Annotated in this window: 15 protein-coding genes; 5 read left to right on the top strand and 10 right to left on the bottom strand. The window is 39.5% G+C overall.

Going from position 1 to position 18595, the window contains the following annotated elements:
• Window positions 1–267 precede the first annotated feature (267 nt).
• Window positions 268–612, bottom strand: coding sequence for a DUF5615 family PIN-like protein (locus R3E32_27820; GenBank protein MEZ4888564.1), 345 nt, complete (start codon window positions 610–612; stop codon window positions 268–270).
• A complete protein-coding gene (locus R3E32_27815; GenBank protein MEZ4888563.1) occupies window positions 606–920 on the bottom strand; it encodes a DUF433 domain-containing protein in 315 nt (104 codons plus the stop codon). The genes R3E32_27820 and R3E32_27815 overlap by 7 nt, the downstream gene beginning before the upstream one ends.
• A gap of 48 nt (window positions 921–968) precedes the next feature.
• On the opposite strand from R3E32_27815, the gene R3E32_27810 reads away from it, so the two are divergent.
• Complete coding sequence (locus tag R3E32_27810; protein MEZ4888562.1) at window positions 969–1139, top strand: hypothetical protein; 171 nt, start codon at window positions 969–971, stop codon at window positions 1137–1139.
• A 65-nt stretch (window positions 1140–1204) separates the two neighbouring features.
• Here the strand turns inward: R3E32_27810 and serA are convergent, their stop codons facing one another.
• Both serA and prfA read right to left on the bottom strand, forming a co-directional pair.
• Window positions 1205–2455 (bottom strand): phosphoglycerate dehydrogenase, encoded by a 1251-nt coding sequence (serA, locus tag R3E32_27805; GenBank protein ID MEZ4888561.1) that lies wholly within the window; start codon window positions 2453–2455, stop codon window positions 1205–1207.
• A 93-nt stretch (window positions 2456–2548) separates the two neighbouring features.
• The gene (gene prfA / locus R3E32_27800) at window positions 2549–3622 is read right to left on the bottom strand and encodes a peptide chain release factor 1 (protein ID MEZ4888560.1); all 1074 of its coding nucleotides are present in this window, start codon (window positions 3620–3622) and stop codon (window positions 2549–2551) included.
• 174 nt (window positions 3623–3796) lie between these two features.
• Here prfA and R3E32_27795 point away from each other — a divergent pair, with 174 nt between their 5' ends.
• Window positions 3797–4975, top strand: a complete 1179-nt coding sequence (locus tag R3E32_27795; protein MEZ4888559.1) for an AI-2E family transporter — start codon at window positions 3797–3799, stop codon at window positions 4973–4975.
• 220 nt (window positions 4976–5195) lie between these two features.
• Here R3E32_27795 and R3E32_27790 read toward each other — a convergent pair whose 3' ends face one another.
• The 3 genes from R3E32_27790 to R3E32_27780 form a co-directional block, all read right to left on the bottom strand.
• On the bottom strand, window positions 5196–6842 hold the full coding sequence (locus R3E32_27790; protein ID MEZ4888558.1) for a T9SS type A sorting domain-containing protein: 1647 nt from the start codon (window positions 6840–6842) through the stop codon (window positions 5196–5198).
• A 166-nt stretch (window positions 6843–7008) separates the two neighbouring features.
• On the bottom strand, window positions 7009–10725 hold the full coding sequence (locus R3E32_27785) for a T9SS type A sorting domain-containing protein (protein ID MEZ4888557.1): 3717 nt from the start codon (window positions 10723–10725) through the stop codon (window positions 7009–7011).
• A 19-nt stretch (window positions 10726–10744) separates the two neighbouring features.
• Entirely contained in the window at window positions 10745–11635 is an 891-nt protein-coding gene (locus R3E32_27780) for a hypothetical protein (GenBank protein ID MEZ4888556.1), read from the bottom strand.
• Between the two features lie 710 nt (window positions 11636–12345).
• On the opposite strand from R3E32_27780, the gene fabG reads away from it, so the two are divergent.
• A complete protein-coding gene (gene fabG / locus R3E32_27775) occupies window positions 12346–13092 on the top strand; it encodes a 3-oxoacyl-[acyl-carrier-protein] reductase (protein MEZ4888555.1) in 747 nt (248 codons plus the stop codon).
• Window positions 13093–13162: 70 nt separating this feature from the next.
• On the opposite strand, the gene R3E32_27770 is transcribed toward fabG, so the two are convergent.
• Window positions 13163–13615 (bottom strand): hypothetical protein, encoded by a 453-nt coding sequence (locus R3E32_27770; GenBank protein MEZ4888554.1) that lies wholly within the window; start codon window positions 13613–13615, stop codon window positions 13163–13165.
• A gap of 83 nt (window positions 13616–13698) precedes the next feature.
• Here R3E32_27770 and R3E32_27765 point away from each other — a divergent pair, with 83 nt between their 5' ends.
• A complete protein-coding gene (locus R3E32_27765; GenBank protein MEZ4888553.1) occupies window positions 13699–14223 on the top strand; it encodes a hypothetical protein in 525 nt (174 codons plus the stop codon).
• Window positions 14224–14300: 77 nt separating this feature from the next.
• The gene (locus R3E32_27760; GenBank protein ID MEZ4888552.1) at window positions 14301–15032 is read left to right on the top strand and encodes a YebC/PmpR family DNA-binding transcriptional regulator; all 732 of its coding nucleotides are present in this window, start codon (window positions 14301–14303) and stop codon (window positions 15030–15032) included.
• An 86-nt stretch (window positions 15033–15118) separates the two neighbouring features.
• Here R3E32_27760 and R3E32_27755 read toward each other — a convergent pair whose 3' ends face one another.
• Together R3E32_27755 and pruA are read right to left on the bottom strand one after the other, a co-directional pair.
• Window positions 15119–16732, bottom strand: a complete 1614-nt coding sequence (locus tag R3E32_27755; protein ID MEZ4888551.1) for an AAA family ATPase — start codon at window positions 16730–16732, stop codon at window positions 15119–15121.
• Window positions 16733–16861: 129 nt separating this feature from the next.
• A complete protein-coding gene (pruA, locus tag R3E32_27750) occupies window positions 16862–18493 on the bottom strand; it encodes an L-glutamate gamma-semialdehyde dehydrogenase (protein MEZ4888550.1) in 1632 nt (543 codons plus the stop codon).
• Window positions 18494–18595: the final 102 nt, after the last annotated feature.

The following is an 18595-nucleotide window of genomic DNA, read 5'->3' as shown; positions in this document are numbered from 1 at the left end:
GAGACTTTTGTAGTTTATTCTTAAAGATATGGAATGTTTGAAAATCAGTATACTCTCAAAAGAAAACTACAAAAGTCTTTAACTGCTCCACTAAAAATATCCATGAGTCAGAACCATTGCCGAAAAGTTTGCTTTTGAGAAACGACAGATTGTAAAGGAATTGCAGCTACACGGCATTCAAGCGATTTTGACGAGTCCGCAAAATTTGACGGTGAATACGATTAATAAATATTTGGAATTGAAGTCGAGGGGATTGATTTAATCATTCTATAAGGGCAAATAAACTACTTGATTTTCCATTTCTTCAAGTGTTGCCAATTCAGCTATTAATTCTAAATCCCTCACACATTCTCCAACAGTAACCCTCAAAGCATGTGCATAGACAACACCTACAAAATTAAAGCCCTCCATTTGTCTGCTATGTGCCTCTTTGAGAAAATCGTTGTCAAATGAAAATACGATACGATTTAAAACTCCTGCTCTATCTAAAATTTTAGCATCCTCCATAGTTGTTGCATTGTCTTCCTGTGCAGTCAAAACATCAACTCCTCTGATTCGCAAACCATTGGTAATTGCTCTTGGAATATGAACATCCATATAGAAACCTACCATGTTTTTGCTGATTTAAGCTTAGTCACCAAAGGACTTTCTTTCACATTCTTTGCCATTCTATCGAAGACTTTCAAATCCTGTTGAATACTTTCATCCATCTCCTTTTGATGGTCATAATAAAATGCCAATGCAGAATAGATTTGTCCTAAAGTCAAATAATCATGCTGTAATGACAATGCTTCTGCATCCCAACCATAAGCCAGTTTTTCTACTATAAGTTCAGTGACTTTGGTTCTTGTTCCTTCAATGTAAGCTTGTCCACTTTTTTGCAAATAGATATGCTTGTAAGCTGTTGATTTGTTAATCATTTTAATAGATTTTAACCTGTAGAAATTAAAAACACTCATCTTTGGTCAATGGTTCAATCCTACCAAAAAACCATTGCCGAAAAGTTTCCCTTCGAGAAACGACAGATTGTGAAGGAATTGCAGCTACACGGCATTCAAGCAATTTTGACAAGCCCCCAAAATTTGACGGTGAACACGATTAATAAGTATTTGGAATTGAAGTCGAGGGGCTTGATATAAAAAAGCCTTTATAGATATCCAAATATCCATAAAGGCCTTTTAATTCTCAATTTATACACAAGAGACTAATACAATATTCTTGCTTGAATTGTATGTTTGATCTTTTTGATTTCCTTCAATGCCTTGTGTGAACCTGATTTGGCAACATCAATTACAACATAACCAATCTTATCATTAGTCGCTAAGTGCTGTCCCAAAATATTGATGCCATGCTCCGACATTTTGCCGTTGATTTCACTCAAAACACCTGGCACGTTGTGGTGAACATTCAATATACGGTGGGCATTTTTGTAGGGGGTCAAGCTCAATTCGGGAATGGTGTGAGAACCAACTGTTGTGCCTTTTTCAAGGTAATTAATGAGTTTGTTTGCCGCATCCTTACCGATGTTTACCTGCGCTTCTTCGGTCGAACCACCGATATGAGGAGTCAAGATTACATTTGGAAGCCCTTGAAGTGGTGAGCGGAAAAGTTCACCGTCTTCTTTGGGTTCCAATGGAAACACATCAATTGCAGCTCCTGCAAGGTACTTTTCGTCCAAAGCAACTTTCAAGGCTTCAATATCAACAACCGTACCTCGACTCAAATTGATAAGGAAAGCACCTTTTTTCATCTGAGCAATTTGCTCTGCCCTGAACATATTTTTGGTCATTGAAGTAGCTGGTACGTGAAGTGTCACCACATCCGAACGGTTCAACAATTCTTCCAATGTATCAACAGGTTCTGCATTTCCCAAAGGTAATTTAGGAACGATATCGTAGTATAAAACCTTCAAACCCATAGATTCAGCCAACACACTGACCTGCGAACCAATATGGCCGTATCCGATGATTCCCATTGTTTTACCACGCACTTCAAAACTCCCCTCTGCTTGTTTGAGCCAGCGACCTTCGTGTGCAGCTGTACTTTTTTCGGGAATTCCACGCATCAACATCACCGTTTCTGCAATCACCAATTCTGCCACCGAACGGGTGTTGCTATAAGGCGAATTAAATACTGCTACGCCGTCTTGAGTAGCTGTTTCCAAATCCACTTGATTGGTTCCAATACAAAAACAGCCAATGCCCAATAGTTTTTTGGCGTGTTCCAATACCTTTGCCGTAATCTGAGATTTAGAGCGAATTCCAATTAGGCGAACCGATTTTATTTTTTCAATCAATTCTTCTTCCGACAAAGCTCTATCCAGTAGTTCTACATTGCTGTAACCTGCGGCATTGAAGGTTTCTAATGCAATTGGATGGATACGTTCCAAAAGTAAAATCTGAATGTTGTCTTTAGAAAATTTTTCTTGCACTGCCTCAGCAGCCATTTGTTCCATACTCATATTCGTTAAATGATTTTTTTACTGTTGTGTTTTAGGCTGTAAAATTATAAAATGAAACTTCTACGTTTTTGTTTTCAACCTATATTATTAAAAAGATTCTCCTGACTTCAATTTCTCTGCATTTTCTGCAATCTGTAATTGGTCAATAATATGCTGAACATCACCATTCATGATGCTATCTAAATTGTATAAAGTCAATTTGATTCGGTGGTCGGTCACTCGACCTTGCGGATAATTGTAGGTGCGAATTTTTGCAGAACGGTCACCTGTCGAAACCAAAGTTTTTCGCTCACTTGCTATGGCATCCATGTGTTTTTGGTATTCTCTCTCGTAGATACGTGTACGCAACACTTCCATTGCTTTCTCACGGTTTCGCATTTGCGAACGTTCATCTTGACATTCTACCACTATTCCTGTGGGAATGTGGGTGATGCGAACGGCTGATTCTGTCTTGTTTACGTGCTGTCCACCCGCTCCAGATGCCCTGTAAGTATCTACCCTCAAATCGGCAGGATTGACATCTACATCTACTTCATCGGCTTCAGGCAATACGGCTACGGATGCGGCCGAAGTGTGTACTCTTCCTTGTGATTCAGTGACGGGAACTCGCTGAACACGGTGAACACCTGATTCGTATTTGAGTGTGCCATATACATTGTCACCATCTATTTTTGCGACAATCTCTTTGTAACCTCCGATTTGGTTTTCACTCAAACTGACCAAATCCAGTTTCCAACCCTTTGTTTCGCTGTACCGTTGGTACATTCTAAACAAATCTCCTGCAAAAATTGACGCTTCATCACCTCCTGTTCCAGCACGAATTTCAAGTACCGCATTTTTGGAGTCTTCGGGGTCTTTGGGAATGAGCAAATATTTGATTTCCTCGTCCATTTTGGATTGTTCTTCCAACAATTCATCCAACTCCATTTTGGCCATTTCTTTAAATTCTGGATCATCGGTTGTTTGTATGATTTGTTTGTTATTCTTAATATTACTCAATAAATCACTATATTTTTCATACACATCTACAAACACCTGCAATTCTTTGTAGTCTTTCCCCATTTGAGCATACCGCTTCATGTCATTCATGGCTTCGGGATCTATTAGCTGTTGCCCAATATCTTCCCATCGCTGTTTGATGGCTTGTAATTTATCCAGCATCGTTTTTGTTATTTGAAGTAATAAACAGGTACAAAATTAGTTATTTAAAGACTTATAGCACTATTTTTGTTGCTTAATTAAACTATGAAGGCATAAAATGAACTAATTAAGTAGAAAAACCTTTATAGTATCAGAGAGGTGAAATGGTTGTATCTCTCTATTAACCCTATATTTATGAACAGAAGCACTTACTGGTCAACTCATTTTGCCAACTTGATGCTTGGCTTTCTTGCCCTCACTATGATACTATATATGGGGAGCACCATTTTTATACCCATCCTTCTGGCGAGTATCATTGCTTTCGCTATTTACCCTCTCGTACAAAAGTTTGAGAAATTAGGATTTCCAGAAGGTTTGGCCATTTTCAGTTCAATGTTCATTGTTATATCTATTATTGTGTTACTTATCATTTTGATTGGCGCACAGCTCAATAGTTTCATCACCGAAATTCCTACCCTCATCAATAAGTTTGAAAATCTTTTGCTTGATATTCAAGATTTTATTGAAGATAAATTTGCCATCACATCAGAAAGCCAATTGGATATTTTGAGGGATAATATGGTCAATTTGTTTAGTACAGGAACCTCCATTGTTCGAGGCACGATTAGCACTACGACCAATATTTTGTTTTATGCTGCACTTGTTCCGATTTACATTTTCTTTATGACCTACTACCACAAGATTTTCAGGAATTTCATCATCGAAATTTCTCCTGCCAACAAAATGACCTTGACAGAGAAAATTTTGAGTGAAATCAAAAGTGTGGTACAAAACTATGTAGGTGGTTTGTTTTTGGTCATTCTTATTATTGCAGCCCTCAATAGCATTGGTTTATTGATTGTAGGAATTAAATATGCTGTATTTTTTGGCTGCGTGAGTGCTTTGTTGTGTATCATTCCCTATTTTGGCGTGTTTATGGGTGGTTTTATTACTGCGCTTTATGCCTTGCTGACGGGCGATGCTTTTTGGGCTCCTATTGGTGTGATTGCAGTTTATGGCACTATCCAGTTTTTGGAAGGGAACTTTATTACGCCTTTTGTGATGGGTACAAAAGTAAGTTTGAATCCTTTGGTGGTGATTGTCACACTTTTAGCTGGTAGTGCATTGTGGGGCATTGCAGGCATGATTTTGTCGGTGCCAATCATTGCAGTGATGAAAATGGTTTTTGACAATATCGAAAGCCTAAAACCGTATGGTAGGGTTTTGGGAACGCACATTCCGCAATTTGACATCAATCGCTATTCACCCGAACAGGTACAACAAGGTATCAGTTCTAAACTCCCAAATCAAGTGGAAGAAGTAGAGGTGAGCCATCAGAGAAAGACGGAACTGAGAGAGATAAAAGCGGATTGAACACAAAAAATTTTAGCACACAGACCACAAAAGTTGGTTCTTTGACAAAATCTGTGATTTGAGACTTCGGAAGTTTGCCGTTTAAAAAATTAACAAACTATTTCGCTAAAAATTAATCTCTTATAAAATGAAACTTCCGAAGTCTGTAGCCCTTCCAAAAATTGTCAAAGAACCCAAAAATTTTGTAAACTTTTGTAGCCTAAAATTCTAAGTCGACCACCTATTCCACCACCAATCGCTGCGTCGCTGCTACTTCCCCTTCGACCTTCAATTGCAGCACATACATTCCTCGCCTCCAATCCGAAACGGCCAATTCCCAAAAAGAGCGTTCCTTTCCACCTAGCAGTTCTTGTTCAAAAACCAAACGCCCCTGCAAATCAAACACTTCCAACACCACTTCTTTCCCTTTCAATAGATTCGTGTTGGGAAAATACAACTGTGTTTGGTGTCGAGTAGGATTGGGAAATACCTGAAAAAGAGGAACTTCGGAAGCGGTAAGAACCGAAGGGGAAAGGTCGGGAATGTCGACATATACAACATCATTGTCACCACAATCAGGATACATACAGCCATCTAAATCGGTTTTGACCACCCATATATCTCGGTTGAAAATGACAAACAAACTGTCCAACTCTTCTACATATACCTCGTTTCGGTTCCAAATCTGTCCTGTCATGATCAAACCTCCATCAAGGGTCAGTTCCACATCTCTAAAACCCATCACAGGGGTAATCGCTCGGTCGTCATAAAAGTGTTTTTCCCACAACAATTCGCCCTCCGAACTCAATTTTGCCATCCATCCATAAGATTCTCGGATGTTGTAAATATTGTCTTCATCGGGGATTTGAGGCACATTTTCATCAAAGCCCACGATGATAATGCTGCCATCTTCCAATTCTACAAAATCATCGGGGGCTTTGAATTTTTGGGAAGCAAAATGACGTTCCCAAATAATATCACCCTGAGCATCCAAGCCATAAGTAAAATGCACGGTTTTGGGTTCTTGGTTTTCCACCAAAGTTGTATCTATATAAACGGTCGCTATATATCCTTCTCTGGTGTGAGTAGCTTGAGCCTGTACTGCTCCTTCTTCTCTACTACCTCCAAATAGTTTCTGCCAAAGCACATTTCCCTCACTGTCCGTTTTAATCAAAATGCCATCTCCATTGATTTCGGCAGGTGCACTGCGGCTGTGTCCACCAATCAACAAACCTCCATCTTTGTCAAATTCAAATCCTACGCTCCTTTCAAATTGGTCTCCTCCATACGTTTTTTCCCAAATCATTTTCCCATTTTTGTCAAAGTTGACCAAGTATATATCCCAAGTAGGCAAATCGTTGTAAATCCCTTTTTCTGCCAAAAAAAGAATATTTCCGTCCTCCCCCTGCAAAATACCCGATGTTCTTCCTCTTTCCCATTGACTTCCTCCATACCGTTTGAACCACAATTCATTGCCCGCAGAATCCAATCGCATCAAAAACATATCCTCATTGGTTGTTTCGGTATAGCTACTCCCTGCCATCATAAATCCTCCATCTTGTAAAGGCAATAAACCCCAATTAGCAGGAAGAAGGGATAAAGGTGGAGTAGGGGATTTATAGAGTTTTTTCCAAATCAACTCTCCTTCTGTATCTATTTTTGTCAAGGAGATTCCCCCCACAAGATTATGTATTTCATCGGGATAACGACTTTGGGTCAGTATCATAAAATCACCACTTTTCAAACAAACCACTTGTTCTGGTAAATCTGTAAAAAAGCCACCAGGGCCTGTAACATCAATGATATTGGAGAAAGTATTTACTTGAGCAGAAATTGTAGGAAAAGAAAGTAAAATAATATATATACAAAACAAAACTTTATTAATCACGGCTTTACATTTATTGAGTCAAAAAAAAGGTTTACAAAAAACAAAACACCCATTGGACTTTAATTTGCTCAATAACGTAGGGTTTCGAAACCCTACGTTATTGAGCAAATTATCCAAAATAGATTTAACAAAACCCAATAGGTGTTTTTTAAGTAAAAAGAAGGTATTATTTCAAGACCACCATTTTGACTTGTTCTTTCTGTTCTCCATTGACTTTCAGTACACAAATATACATGCCTTCGGGCAAATCGTTTGTCGTCAGCCATTGTTTTTGTTGATTCGGTTCAAATCGGTGTGTTTGCCATTGTTTGCCTTGAAGGTCGTAAATGACTACTTCGATTTGCTCACCTACCAATCCTTCGGTCAATTGAAGTAAAGTTGTTCCTCGATTTGGATTCGGTTGAAGGGTCAATAGTCGCTGTTGGCTTTCCCATATACCATTGAAGTGCTTGCTCGAAGCATTGGGCAGGCTCGGAATAAACAAGGCAAAAGTTTCGCCTGTCACCAAAGTCAAAATACTTCTCGCTTTTGCAGCAGCTTTGGTATTGGAGTTGGCGATGTTTCGCACCATTGTTTCCTCCGCAGCCGTCATGTCAAAATAGGTTTTGCCATTTTGCTGCAAAGCAATGTAGAGGTTTTGCAAGTCTTTGAAGTAAGTATTCTCCAAAGTATTACTGTGCATGACATTCAAAAGGTTTGCAGCACTGCTGATGTCGTTGTTTGCCAAATGCAAACGAACCGATAATTGATGGGCCTCATCCGTCGTTTCATACTGCAACAAATCCAATGCTGCCGTCCAATTGTCCGTTTGGACATGACCTTCCAACATATCGTAGAGGGCAGTATTGCGTTTGTGGGCTACAGTAGCTATCCAATCTTGCAATACTTGACGAGTTGAAAGGCTTCTCGGGTCGGCAGCCTGTTGAATTGCTGTGATAGTAGTGCTGCTAAAAGTGGGCTGTCGGTCGTCAATTGCTGTCCATACAGACGGACTTAGAGGTGCATTGGCTATCAACACATCTTTGGCATCGTTTTCTGCCATAGCTGTTTGATTGACCACCATTGTCAGCACTTCATCCGAAAGATAAGGACTTTCATTCAACAATGCCGCTTTGGTAGCAGCACTTGTAGGTGCATTGTTGATGGCATCTTTCAGACTTTGAGCATCTCCATCCTTCAAAGGCTGTTCTTCGGCATTGATATACGTTGCCATTTCTGCCAAACAAGGTTTATCGGTACAAGGATTGTAAAAACCCATAGGAAGACCTCCTTGTGGACTACCGCCCCCACCATTTGGATTACAAGCATTGTAACTATTGGCCTCATTTGGAAGAATAATGTTGGATTGTAAATTGAATACAGGGTGGAAAGTTTGGTCGGTAATACATCTCGGCACCCACCTCAGATTGTCTGTGCTGAAAATATACCTAAAATAGGCATTGTCTTCATTGTTGGCATTGGTGACATGGGTATCGGGAAAAGGACAGGTTACAAAATCGGAGAATAAATTCCCCGCAATGGTTGCATCTGCTGAACCGTCAGGAGCAGGTCCGCCCCCTTGAACGGGATTGATAGAACCAAACATTCCGTCGTTTAAAACTGCAATGTCGAAATTCATTCTGTCCATATCGTTGCAGGTAATTAAAAGACCATTGTTGTCGCCCAAAGCACTGATGGCAAAGTTGCCATCTCTAACTGTATTTCCCCAAATATCGTTTGGAAGTCCTTGACTACGTGCAGAAAAGATACCTCCATGAAGGTTTTGGAAATTGTTGTCGTAAATGTCGAATAAATCATCTCCAAAACAATAGATACCCGATGATACCAATTGATTGGTACTGGATTCTGTTAGTCCTAAGAATGATGTATGGTGAATGTCCGCTTCAAAGAAACCATTGATGTGGATACCCAACAGGTTTTCGTGGAAATCGTAGTTCGTCAAATCGTTATCACCTATCACCCATACATCTCTAAAGAGGTTGGGCGTTCCCCAAGCATCTACTCCTATCTCCATCCATATAAAACGGCTGCTGTTTACATAAAACTGGGCATCCTCTGCGTGTAAAGCATACAAGGCTCTATGTGTCATTGCAACTTTGCCATTGGCAACATCCCAAGGATTGAAAGGGCTTTCAAATAGGCAATCATTGAAAGTAAATACAGGATTGACTGCATTGAGATCGGGTTGTTCCCATTGCACATCCCATATAGTTACGAACCTATAGTCCCCTACTCGGTGGTAATCTTGATCTACATGGAAGGTACAGTTCTCAAACCGACTGGCGTTGAAGGGATAAGCACCAGGCCCAAACTGCAAAAACTCCACTGCTCGACCATTGTTCAAAAACTCGCTGTCTTCTGCATAAACGATTCCTCCATGAAAAGAAGGATCTTGATTGGCGTTTTTGGTAGAAATAGCCGTCACTGCGTTTTCCAATCGTGCGCCATTGGTCAATACAACGACTCCATGGTCGGTCAGTGCTTGTGGATAGCTGCTTGCATTGGTTGCCAATAGTTCGGCAGGGCTAATGGGCTGTCCGTTTCCATTCCAGTGCGGATTGGCTGCATTTCCCCATACCTGTATGCCGCCCCACATTCCTGTGATACCGTTGGCAGGGTCGGGTTCGCAAGCGTTGGTGATGCTTCCGCCATCTAAGATGAGTTTTGCGCCTCGTTCGACAACCACTGTTGCATTATCAGGGAGGCGAACGGAGCAGGTAACAGTCAAAGTGTTTCCAGAACGAACTATAATATCTCTGTATAGTCGAATGTCAAAACTCCATGTTTCGTCTTTTGTAATCTCCAATGGAACATTGGAGTAAGGACAACCATCTACATAATTTCTCATATTGGAAAAAGCCAATGCTCGGTGCATTTTTCCTGCTTGCATGGGAGAGATGTAATGGTTGCCAGCCCATTGTCCCATTAAATTATTCGTTACATTATCTGTGGGACTACTAAAAGCATCAAATGTATCCCAATTTGCATCTACATGTGGGCAAGATAAAGGGGAACTGAATATGTCACTTAAATAATCAACATCATTATTATCACAAATTGCACTTGCCCCACCCCCTAAATAAGTATGATTTAAGTCTAAAGTATGACCAAGTTCATGAGCCAACGATGCTAAACTAACATGGCTTTCATTAGTAAACATGAAAATAAATGCCCTAGTTGCTAAATTACTAAATGACTCTCCACCTGTTAACCCACCTGCTGCTCCACCGCCTGATGTCATATAAGTACCTTGAGTCCAAAATACATTTAAGTGGGCATCTATGTCGAAATTAGGGTTATTTTGTGCAATATGGTTAAAACACGCTGTACTTGAAATAGTTGATTGATTTAATATATCATCTTGATAGAAAAATATTCTTTCTTCTCCAGGGCTTCCTAAGTCAAACATAATCTTTGAGTCGAAATTAGGTAATTCTTGAGTAGGAGCCAATACAGGATCCGAGGGTTCACATGATGATTGCCAGCCGCAAGTGTACCTTGTATTATTTATATATGCAACAACATTATTCATAAAATCTACGGTTACCTGTGTATTCAAAAAATAATTTGGGTCAGGCGTAGTAGGTTGAAAAATATGAAACGCCAAACGAATGGTTTTTACAGGTGCTGTACGAATAGCAGTATTATTATCAGGAACCCAACTATTGAGATTTCCATAGAATAATCTATCTACATCTGTAATACCGTTTATGTTATTAATAAAATTATTTGCATTTGTACCGCACTGGTAGTGTGTTTTAGGAATTCCATTACTTCCATTATTATTCAAAAATACACATTCAAATGACTCTTGATTTTGAGCATAAATGTTAATAGAAAATGTTAATAGAAAAAGAGTAACTAATAATAATATTTTTTTCATTTCATTGTAATTTAATTAGTTAAAAAATAAATATCCTAACAGGCTTACTAACAAAAGCATCACTTTTCGAATAAACAAAATAGCTGCCTTTGGGTAAAGAAATGGGTATTGAAAGTGTTTGAGTTGAAAAAGAAACTTGATACACCACTTTTCCTGTATAATTAGTGATGAATAAGGTTTGGGAGTGATTGTAGTATTCCGACAAATTGATGTTGAGTAAGTCATTGGATTTAAGAATAGATGGATAAATATTTACCGATAAATCCGCCCTATGTACATCGTCAATCGCCAAAGGCAAACTATCACACTCTATGGCGAATGGGCTTTGAAAAACTAAGGCATCATTTTCTTCTACACAAGTTACAATCTGGGTAGCATCTATAACAAAAGCTGTATTTCTTAATGGACCAAATTCACTGCCAATTCCTTCATACCAAACATATCCATCTAATTCAAATACTTTCCTTTCTATTCCGATGTAGGTTTCTAAACGAATAAAATCAACAACTACATACTGATACTCTCCAAATACGAAATTATAAACAGTAGTAGATTCTCCGCTCTGCAAAGAAAAATCATACATCAATCGTTCGTCTGTTGCGCCTACAGGTATACCCCAAACTTGTTTTTGTTCATTTTCTCGATAAGCAGTCAAATATTCACTGTTGCTGATATCAAAATCGAAAGTAGGTGACACGTACATTTTAGCATATAAAATATCGTTAATTAGGGTATCTCCAACTACTCCATAACTAATAAAAGCACTATTGATATGGCCTCCACCTGCAACATGCCAAACAGCCCCTTCTTTTGGAAAAGGTATATAATCAGCCTCCTGCGCCTGCAATTGCAGCATCAAACTCCCAAAAGCCATAACTGCCAAAAGGAGTCTTATCAATTTGTTTCTCATAAGTGTGTATATTTTAAAAAGGTTAAAAAATAAGTATGATACCTCTACTTCTCTTTTTTGGAGTAAAAAGAGGATATGGGTAAACGAATTCCATCAAAAAAACAGGTACAGCATACGCAATCATGGAATAAGCTCCATGTTACATCAATCAGTTGAACGTCGGTGCGAGAAAGTAAGCTAAGACGGGTGTAGGTTGGGGATTGTTTTGGTGTATTATTTAGGCATCATTTGAAGGGGTTTTAAAGTGAATGAATGGAGTTTTAGGGTTCTCATTTTCAAGTCATTTTCATTATGAATTTGTGGTACTGCTAATATACAGTATTTTTTTGAGACATGCAAGCCCGTTTTGAAGTTTGATGTGGTTTTATTGCCTAAATACAGGACAAAACATTTTATTGACTGGGAATCTAAACCTTTAATCTGTGTTACGAAACTGAAAAACTGTAATGTGAGTCAAAAAAAGGCTTATAATTGGGGTATGATTCTATCAAAAAACAATCCCGCGTTTAATAAGTCTGCCGATACTGAGGGTATCATGGAAGCTAAACTACTGAAATTATTCGAAGTTAACCCAAGAACGAAAAAAGAAAAAGTGAGGAATAATTAAGGGAGGAAAAGTTCCTTCTTTCAGAAAAAAAATAGTGTATTTTTGTGGCATGATTGAAGCTACTTACAATCAATTTTTATCAAATCTTTAATCAAACAATCTAATGGGATTACTCGATAACAAAACTGCCCTTATTTCGGGCGCAACACGAGGCATTGGTCGTGGCATTGCGGTCAAATTTGCACAGGAGGGGGCTAATGTAGCTTTTACCTACCATTCATCTGTCGAAAAAGCACAGGCATTGGAGGAAGAATTGAAGGGGTATGGCGTAGAAGCCAAAGGGTATCAATCGGATGCGGCTGATTTTGAAGCGGCGGAAAGTTTGTGCAAAGATGTAATCAGCACTTTTGGAGCAATAGATATTTTGGTGAACAATGCGGGCATCACCCGTGATACCTTGATTGTGCGAATGAGCGAAAAACAGTGGAATGAGGTCATTCAAACCAACCTCAATTCTGTATTTAACCTCACCAAAAACAGCATTCGCTCGATGATGAAAACCCGTAAAGGTTCTATCATCAACATCACTTCAATTGTAGGAATGAGAGGCAATGCTGGACAATCAAACTATGCAGCTTCAAAAGCAGGGATCATTGGCTTTTCCAAATCCATTGCTCAGGAACTAGGGTCACGCAACATTCGCTGCAATGCCGTTGCTCCTGGGTTCATTGCAACCGAAATGACCGACGAACTCAAAGACGAAGTACGGGATGCTTATCTCAAATCCATTCCCCTCAAGCGTTTTGGCAGCGTTGAAGAAGTAGCAGACGTTTGTTTGTTTTTGGCTTCTGATATGTCCAACTATGTATCGGGACAAACGATAAGTGTTTGTGGAGCAATGAATTGCTAAAAAAATAAAAAATCGGCAACAGGATTTTGAAGTGTTCATCTTCAAAAGTTTGTCTTCTTTCAATTTTCATTTACTCCAAAGGCATTTCCTTCATTTTGTTCCATTCTTCGAGAGTGATTTTTTGTCCCGACAAATCATCGTAGTAAAAAATCTCTTTTGTTTTTTCGTCAATGGCAAACTGAAAGTGAGGCACAAAACTGCTTCCATTGTCTTCTCCCGCTTCAATCCAATAAAAAGGGTCGTTGGCGGAAGGTTCTTGTTGCAGCTTTAATTCCAATTTTCGCTTACCATCCGATTGTTTTTCCACGTATTTAGAACGTTCTTGCACTTTGGGAAATTTTCGAATTTGGTCGAAAATTGCATCCAATGATTGAGGGCTTTTTGGAGTGGTCATTTCTTGATTTTCTGTTGGTTGCAGCATTTCAGAAGGTTGAGTTGAAGTTTCTTCTTCAGTGGTCGTAGAAGAAGTGCAGGCAAAGAGGAGGGTAGAAAAAAGGAGGATTAGAAGGTTTATTTTATACATGGTGTTGTTTTTCTTTTGGTTAAACAATTTTGATTTTAAATAGTTAAGGCAAATTCGTGATGAAAAATATTTTTTACTGCTTGATGTATTTATGTTTTATAACAAGTTGTGTTACCAATAGTTCGGAAGGTATGGAGGATGGTTCGGAAAGGAAGGCAAATACAACTGAGCCGCTTTCTATTGCAGCGATTCACCAAAAATTGTATATTCACAACAAGTTTGAAGGCTCTGAAAGCATTGATTTGGAGAAAAGCAACCCATTGAAGACCGTCGGGATTGTCAAGGCATTTCGCTACAATTATTTGGCAGAAGAAGGCATAGATGCGAGCATGAACGCCAGTTTTTACTTGGCAATTTTTCAATACCAAGATTCTGACATTGCTGTTGCTGCAATCAGAGATTTCATGAAAAATGCCACTACTTCCAATGGCTCTTGGCGTTTCAATGATTTTTTGATACCGATTGGTGAAAATGTGATTTGGTTACATGCGGACTGCACACTTCCCGACCAAAATTGGCAAGACCTCACCGAAGTCATTACTGGCAGTTTGTCTGAAGTGCCGAAGTCTATTAACTGTGAATGTGGCGAGGATTGCGTGTATGATTAGAGTATTTGCTTTTTCGTTTTAATTTTCATTCAATACTTAGTAATTTTGCAGTTCATAAATTGACAATAAATCAAATCATGGGAAGAGCATTTGAATATAGAAAACACAGAAAATTCGCACGTTGGGCGAAAATGGCGAAGGCATTTACCAAAGCAGGTAGAGAGATTGCAATGGCGGTAAAGGAAAGTGGGCCAGAGATAGACTACAATCCGAGATTGCGATTGGCAGTACAAAACGCCAAAGCGGTCAATATGCCAAAGGATAGAATTGACGCAGCCATCAAACGGGCCTCAGAGAAAGATTCGGGCAACTATGAGGAAGTCAGCTATCAAGGTTACGGGCCTCATGGTGTAGCGGTGATTGTAGATTGTGCAACGGACAACACAACTCGAACGGTGGCGAATGTGCGTTCATACTTCAATAAATGTGGTGGTTCTTTGGGCAAGACGGGGTCTTTGGACTATATGTTTGACAAAAAATGTGTGTTCAAAATCAGTGGTGAAGGGGTAGATGTAGAGGAATTGGAGTTCGATTTGATTGACTACGGAGCAGAGGAAGTCGAAAAATACACTGATGAAGAGGATGAAAAAGAATACATCATGATTTATGCAGACTTCAATGATTTTGGCAACATCCAAAAAGCGATTGAAGAGAAAGGTTTTGAGCTTTTGGAGGCACAGTACGAAAAGAATCCAACCAATACGGTCAAATTGGACGAAGAACAACAAAAAGATTTGGAGAAGTTATTGGATAAATTTGATGAAGACGAAGATGTATTGAACGTGTTTCACAATATTGAAGGTATGTAGGATTTAAAAATAAAATTCAATTTTAAAGTGCAAATTCAAACAAAACAGGCGATAAAGTCGATAGATTTTATCGCCTGTTTTTGTGATTACCGCCTCCATTGCTCTGCCTTCCAGCTTTTTACATTCCTTTCCTCCTTGTCAAAACTAACTCCAAGCAATACCACCGTTTTGGGAGAATTTCGGTAAGAAGCCAAATATTCTCGACTTTTGATTTGAGTAATTGCATCGGCTGCGTCTTCCTCCAATTTCAATTCCATCAAATACAAATAATCCTCTGCTTCAATCAACAAATCCAAACGCCCTTTGTGGTGCGTGATTTCTGATTGAACTGCCAAACCCAAAAAGGTTGTCATCAAATAAATCACCGTTTGAAAATAACCCTCCCACACGTCAAAAGCCTTTGCCTCATCCGCCTCAGTTGCATCTTTCCGCTTGATTTTGGGTAGCAGGTGATAAGAAATATTGGAGAACAAAACCTTCAATTGGCCAATAAACTCCTCCAAATCATTGTCTTGAAGCGCATCCTCCATCCGCACCATTGCATCACTTACAATCGTTGGCGATTGGTGCGTATAAGCTTCTAAAAGGTTGTGTGTAAACGCCTCCCTCACTTCTTGATTCGGATAACCCAAAGTGTATCGAAGCCGATAGCGTCTGCGTTCTGTTTTTTTGACCGTCAAATAACCCGTCTGAAACAGCAGCATGTAAATATCGAGATGATCAAGGTCGAACTTATCGAAAGAACTTTCCGTTACGATTTTGCCTTCAATATCCTTTGGTTTAGCGTTCTCCTTTTGCAGCAAACGCACCAAAAAAGTGGGTGTTCCTGTGCTGAACCAGAAATTACCAAAGCGTTTTTTTCTAAAAAAATTGAGCAAAGAATAAGGATTGTAAACAAAATTTTCGCCATCCCAAGAATAACCATCATACCATTCCTTCATGCCTTCAATGAGCTTTTCTTCACTCATGTCCAAAACTTTTGCAGTCGCTTCAATATACAAACCAAAGTTATCCGATAATTCTTGATGCGTAATTCCCAGTAAAGTATTGGCAACAGGGTCTATGGTTAAATCCGTTAAATTGTTCAAATCAGAGAAAAGAGAAACTTTTGAAAATTTGGAAACACCCGTGATGAAAAGCAAACGCAAACAACCCTTAGCCTCCAAATCCTTCAAAGGAGAAAAAAAACTTCGCAAAGCATCCCGATTTATTTTTGCTTGCACTTTATCGGTGATGAAATCAATGATCGGCTTATCGTATTCATCCACCAAAAAAACTACAGGTTTATGGTTTTCAGAAATTGTACTTACCAATTCTTCCAATTGAAGAGATAATTCCTTATGTTTAAGTTGAACATTAAATACTTCGGCATATTCTTCTACTTGATAACTTAAAAGTTCGGTAAGGTTCGTAACTTTATGCCCAAATTTGGCAAAATTAAACTGCAAAACAGGAAATTTTTCCCATTCCCAATCTGCCTTTTCTGCAATGTGCAGCCCTTCAAAAAGTGCCTTTTCTCCATTGAATAGATGTGCAATCGTAGAAAGAAGCAGCGATTTTCCAAATCGGCGTGGACGAGATAAAAAATACAAAGATGCCTCACTGACTAATTGATGAACATAATGGGTTTTATCAACATACAAATATCCATCTTCAATAATTTCTTTGAAATTTTGTTTGCCTAATGGTAATTTTTTCATAGTTGTGTAAGATAATGCAAAATTTTCATTTTTGGATGAAGGACAAAACAAAAAAGACGCAAGATTTGATTGTGTATATTCAAATCTTACGCCTTTTATCTTACGTCTAAAGTCTGACCCATTTACTTTTTACTTCTCGCTCAAAAACGGGTAGCGGTAATCCTTCGGAGGATTGAAGTTTTCCTTTATAGAACGAGCCGAAACCCAACGCACGAGGTTGAGGTAAGAACCCGCCTTGTCGTTTGTGCCAGAAGCCCTTGCGCCGCCAAAAGGTTGCTGATTGACCACCGCACCAGTAGGTTTATCGTTGATGTAGAAATTGCCCGCCGCATTGCGGAGTTTATGTGAAGCTGTTACAATTGCCTGACGATCTTGTGAAAAGATAGCACCCGTCAAAGCATAAGGAGAAGTCTGGTCGAGTATTTCCAGCGTTTCTTCAAACTTGTTTTCATCATACACATAAATTGTCAAAACAGGCCCAAACAACTCATCACACATTGTAGCAGATTTTGGGTCTTGGGTGTGAATGATAGTAGGTTTGATGAAATAGCCCTTCTTTTTGCTGTAAGTCCCGCCTGCAATGATTTCCACATTTGGGTCTTTTTTTGCCGCTTCAATATAGGCTGCAATATTGTCGAAAGATTTTTCGTCAATTACCGCATTGATAAAATTTCGGAAATCTTCCACCGTACCCATTTTGAAGGAATTGACCATCTCAACCAAGCCTTTCTTCACTTCGCCCCACAAATTGGAGGGAATGTAAGCCCTTGAAGCAGCCGAACATTTTTGTCCTTGATATTCAAAAGCTCCTCTCGCCAAGGCCACTATCAATGCTTGTGCATCAGCCGAAGGATGCGCCATCACAAAATCCTTGCCGCCCGTTTCGCCTACAATGCGGGGATAAGATTTGTATTTCGATATGTTTTCGCCAATCGTTTTCCACATAAAGTTGAACGTGCCAGTCGAACCTGTGAAGTGAATCCCTCCAAAATCTCGGTGCGAAAAACAGATGTTTCCAGTCGTTGGACCATCGGTATAAATCATATTGATGACTCCGTCTGGAAGCCCCGCTTCACGGAATAACTGCATCAAAACATGGGCCGAATAAATCTGTGTAGTCGCTGGTTTCCAAACCACTGTGTTGCCCATCAAAGCAGGAGCCGCAGGAAGATTGGCCGCAATCGAAGTGAAATTGAAGGGAGTCACCGCAAACACAAAACCCTCCAAAGGACGGTATTCCGAACGGTTCCAAATGCCTTCTGCTGAATCGGGTTGACCGCCATAAATTTCGACCATGTACTGCACATTGAAGCGAAAAAAGTCAATCAATTCGCAAGCCGCGTCAATTTCTGCTTGATAGGCATTTTTGCTCTGCCCCAACATCGTTGCAGCGTTGATTTTTTGTCGAAAAGGTCCAGCCAACAAATCGGCTGCCTTCAAAAAGATAGCCGCACGGTGTTCCCACGGCATACTTTCCCAACTTTCTTTGGCGTTCATTGCCGCTTCAATGGCTTGATGGACGTGACTTTCATTGCCGTGATGGAAATAGCCAAGTGTATGCGACAATTCGTGCGGAGGATGCACTGCTACTCGGTTGTTGGTTCGTACTTCTTTGCCCCCGATAAACATCGGCATATCAGCCTCTTCACTTTTCATTTTTTTGAGCATCGCCTTCAATTCCGCTTTTTCGGGAGAATTGGGTGCATAACTTAATACGGGTTCATTATCAGCATAGGGAATATTGAAAAATCCTTTTGACATTGTTTGTTTTGTTTTTTAGCGTTATAAATTTTGCTACAAAAATAGTGGTTTCTTCTGTCAACAAAGAATATTTTAAGTTGTACCAAACTTAGCATGGGCTAT

It is taken from the genome of Chitinophagales bacterium (genome assembly GCA_041392475.1).
Classification (GTDB): domain Bacteria; phylum Bacteroidota; class Bacteroidia; order Chitinophagales; family UBA2359; genus JAUHXA01.
The sequence above is the reverse complement of the archived record's forward strand: the minus strand, read 5'-3'. Positions and strand labels throughout refer to the sequence as shown.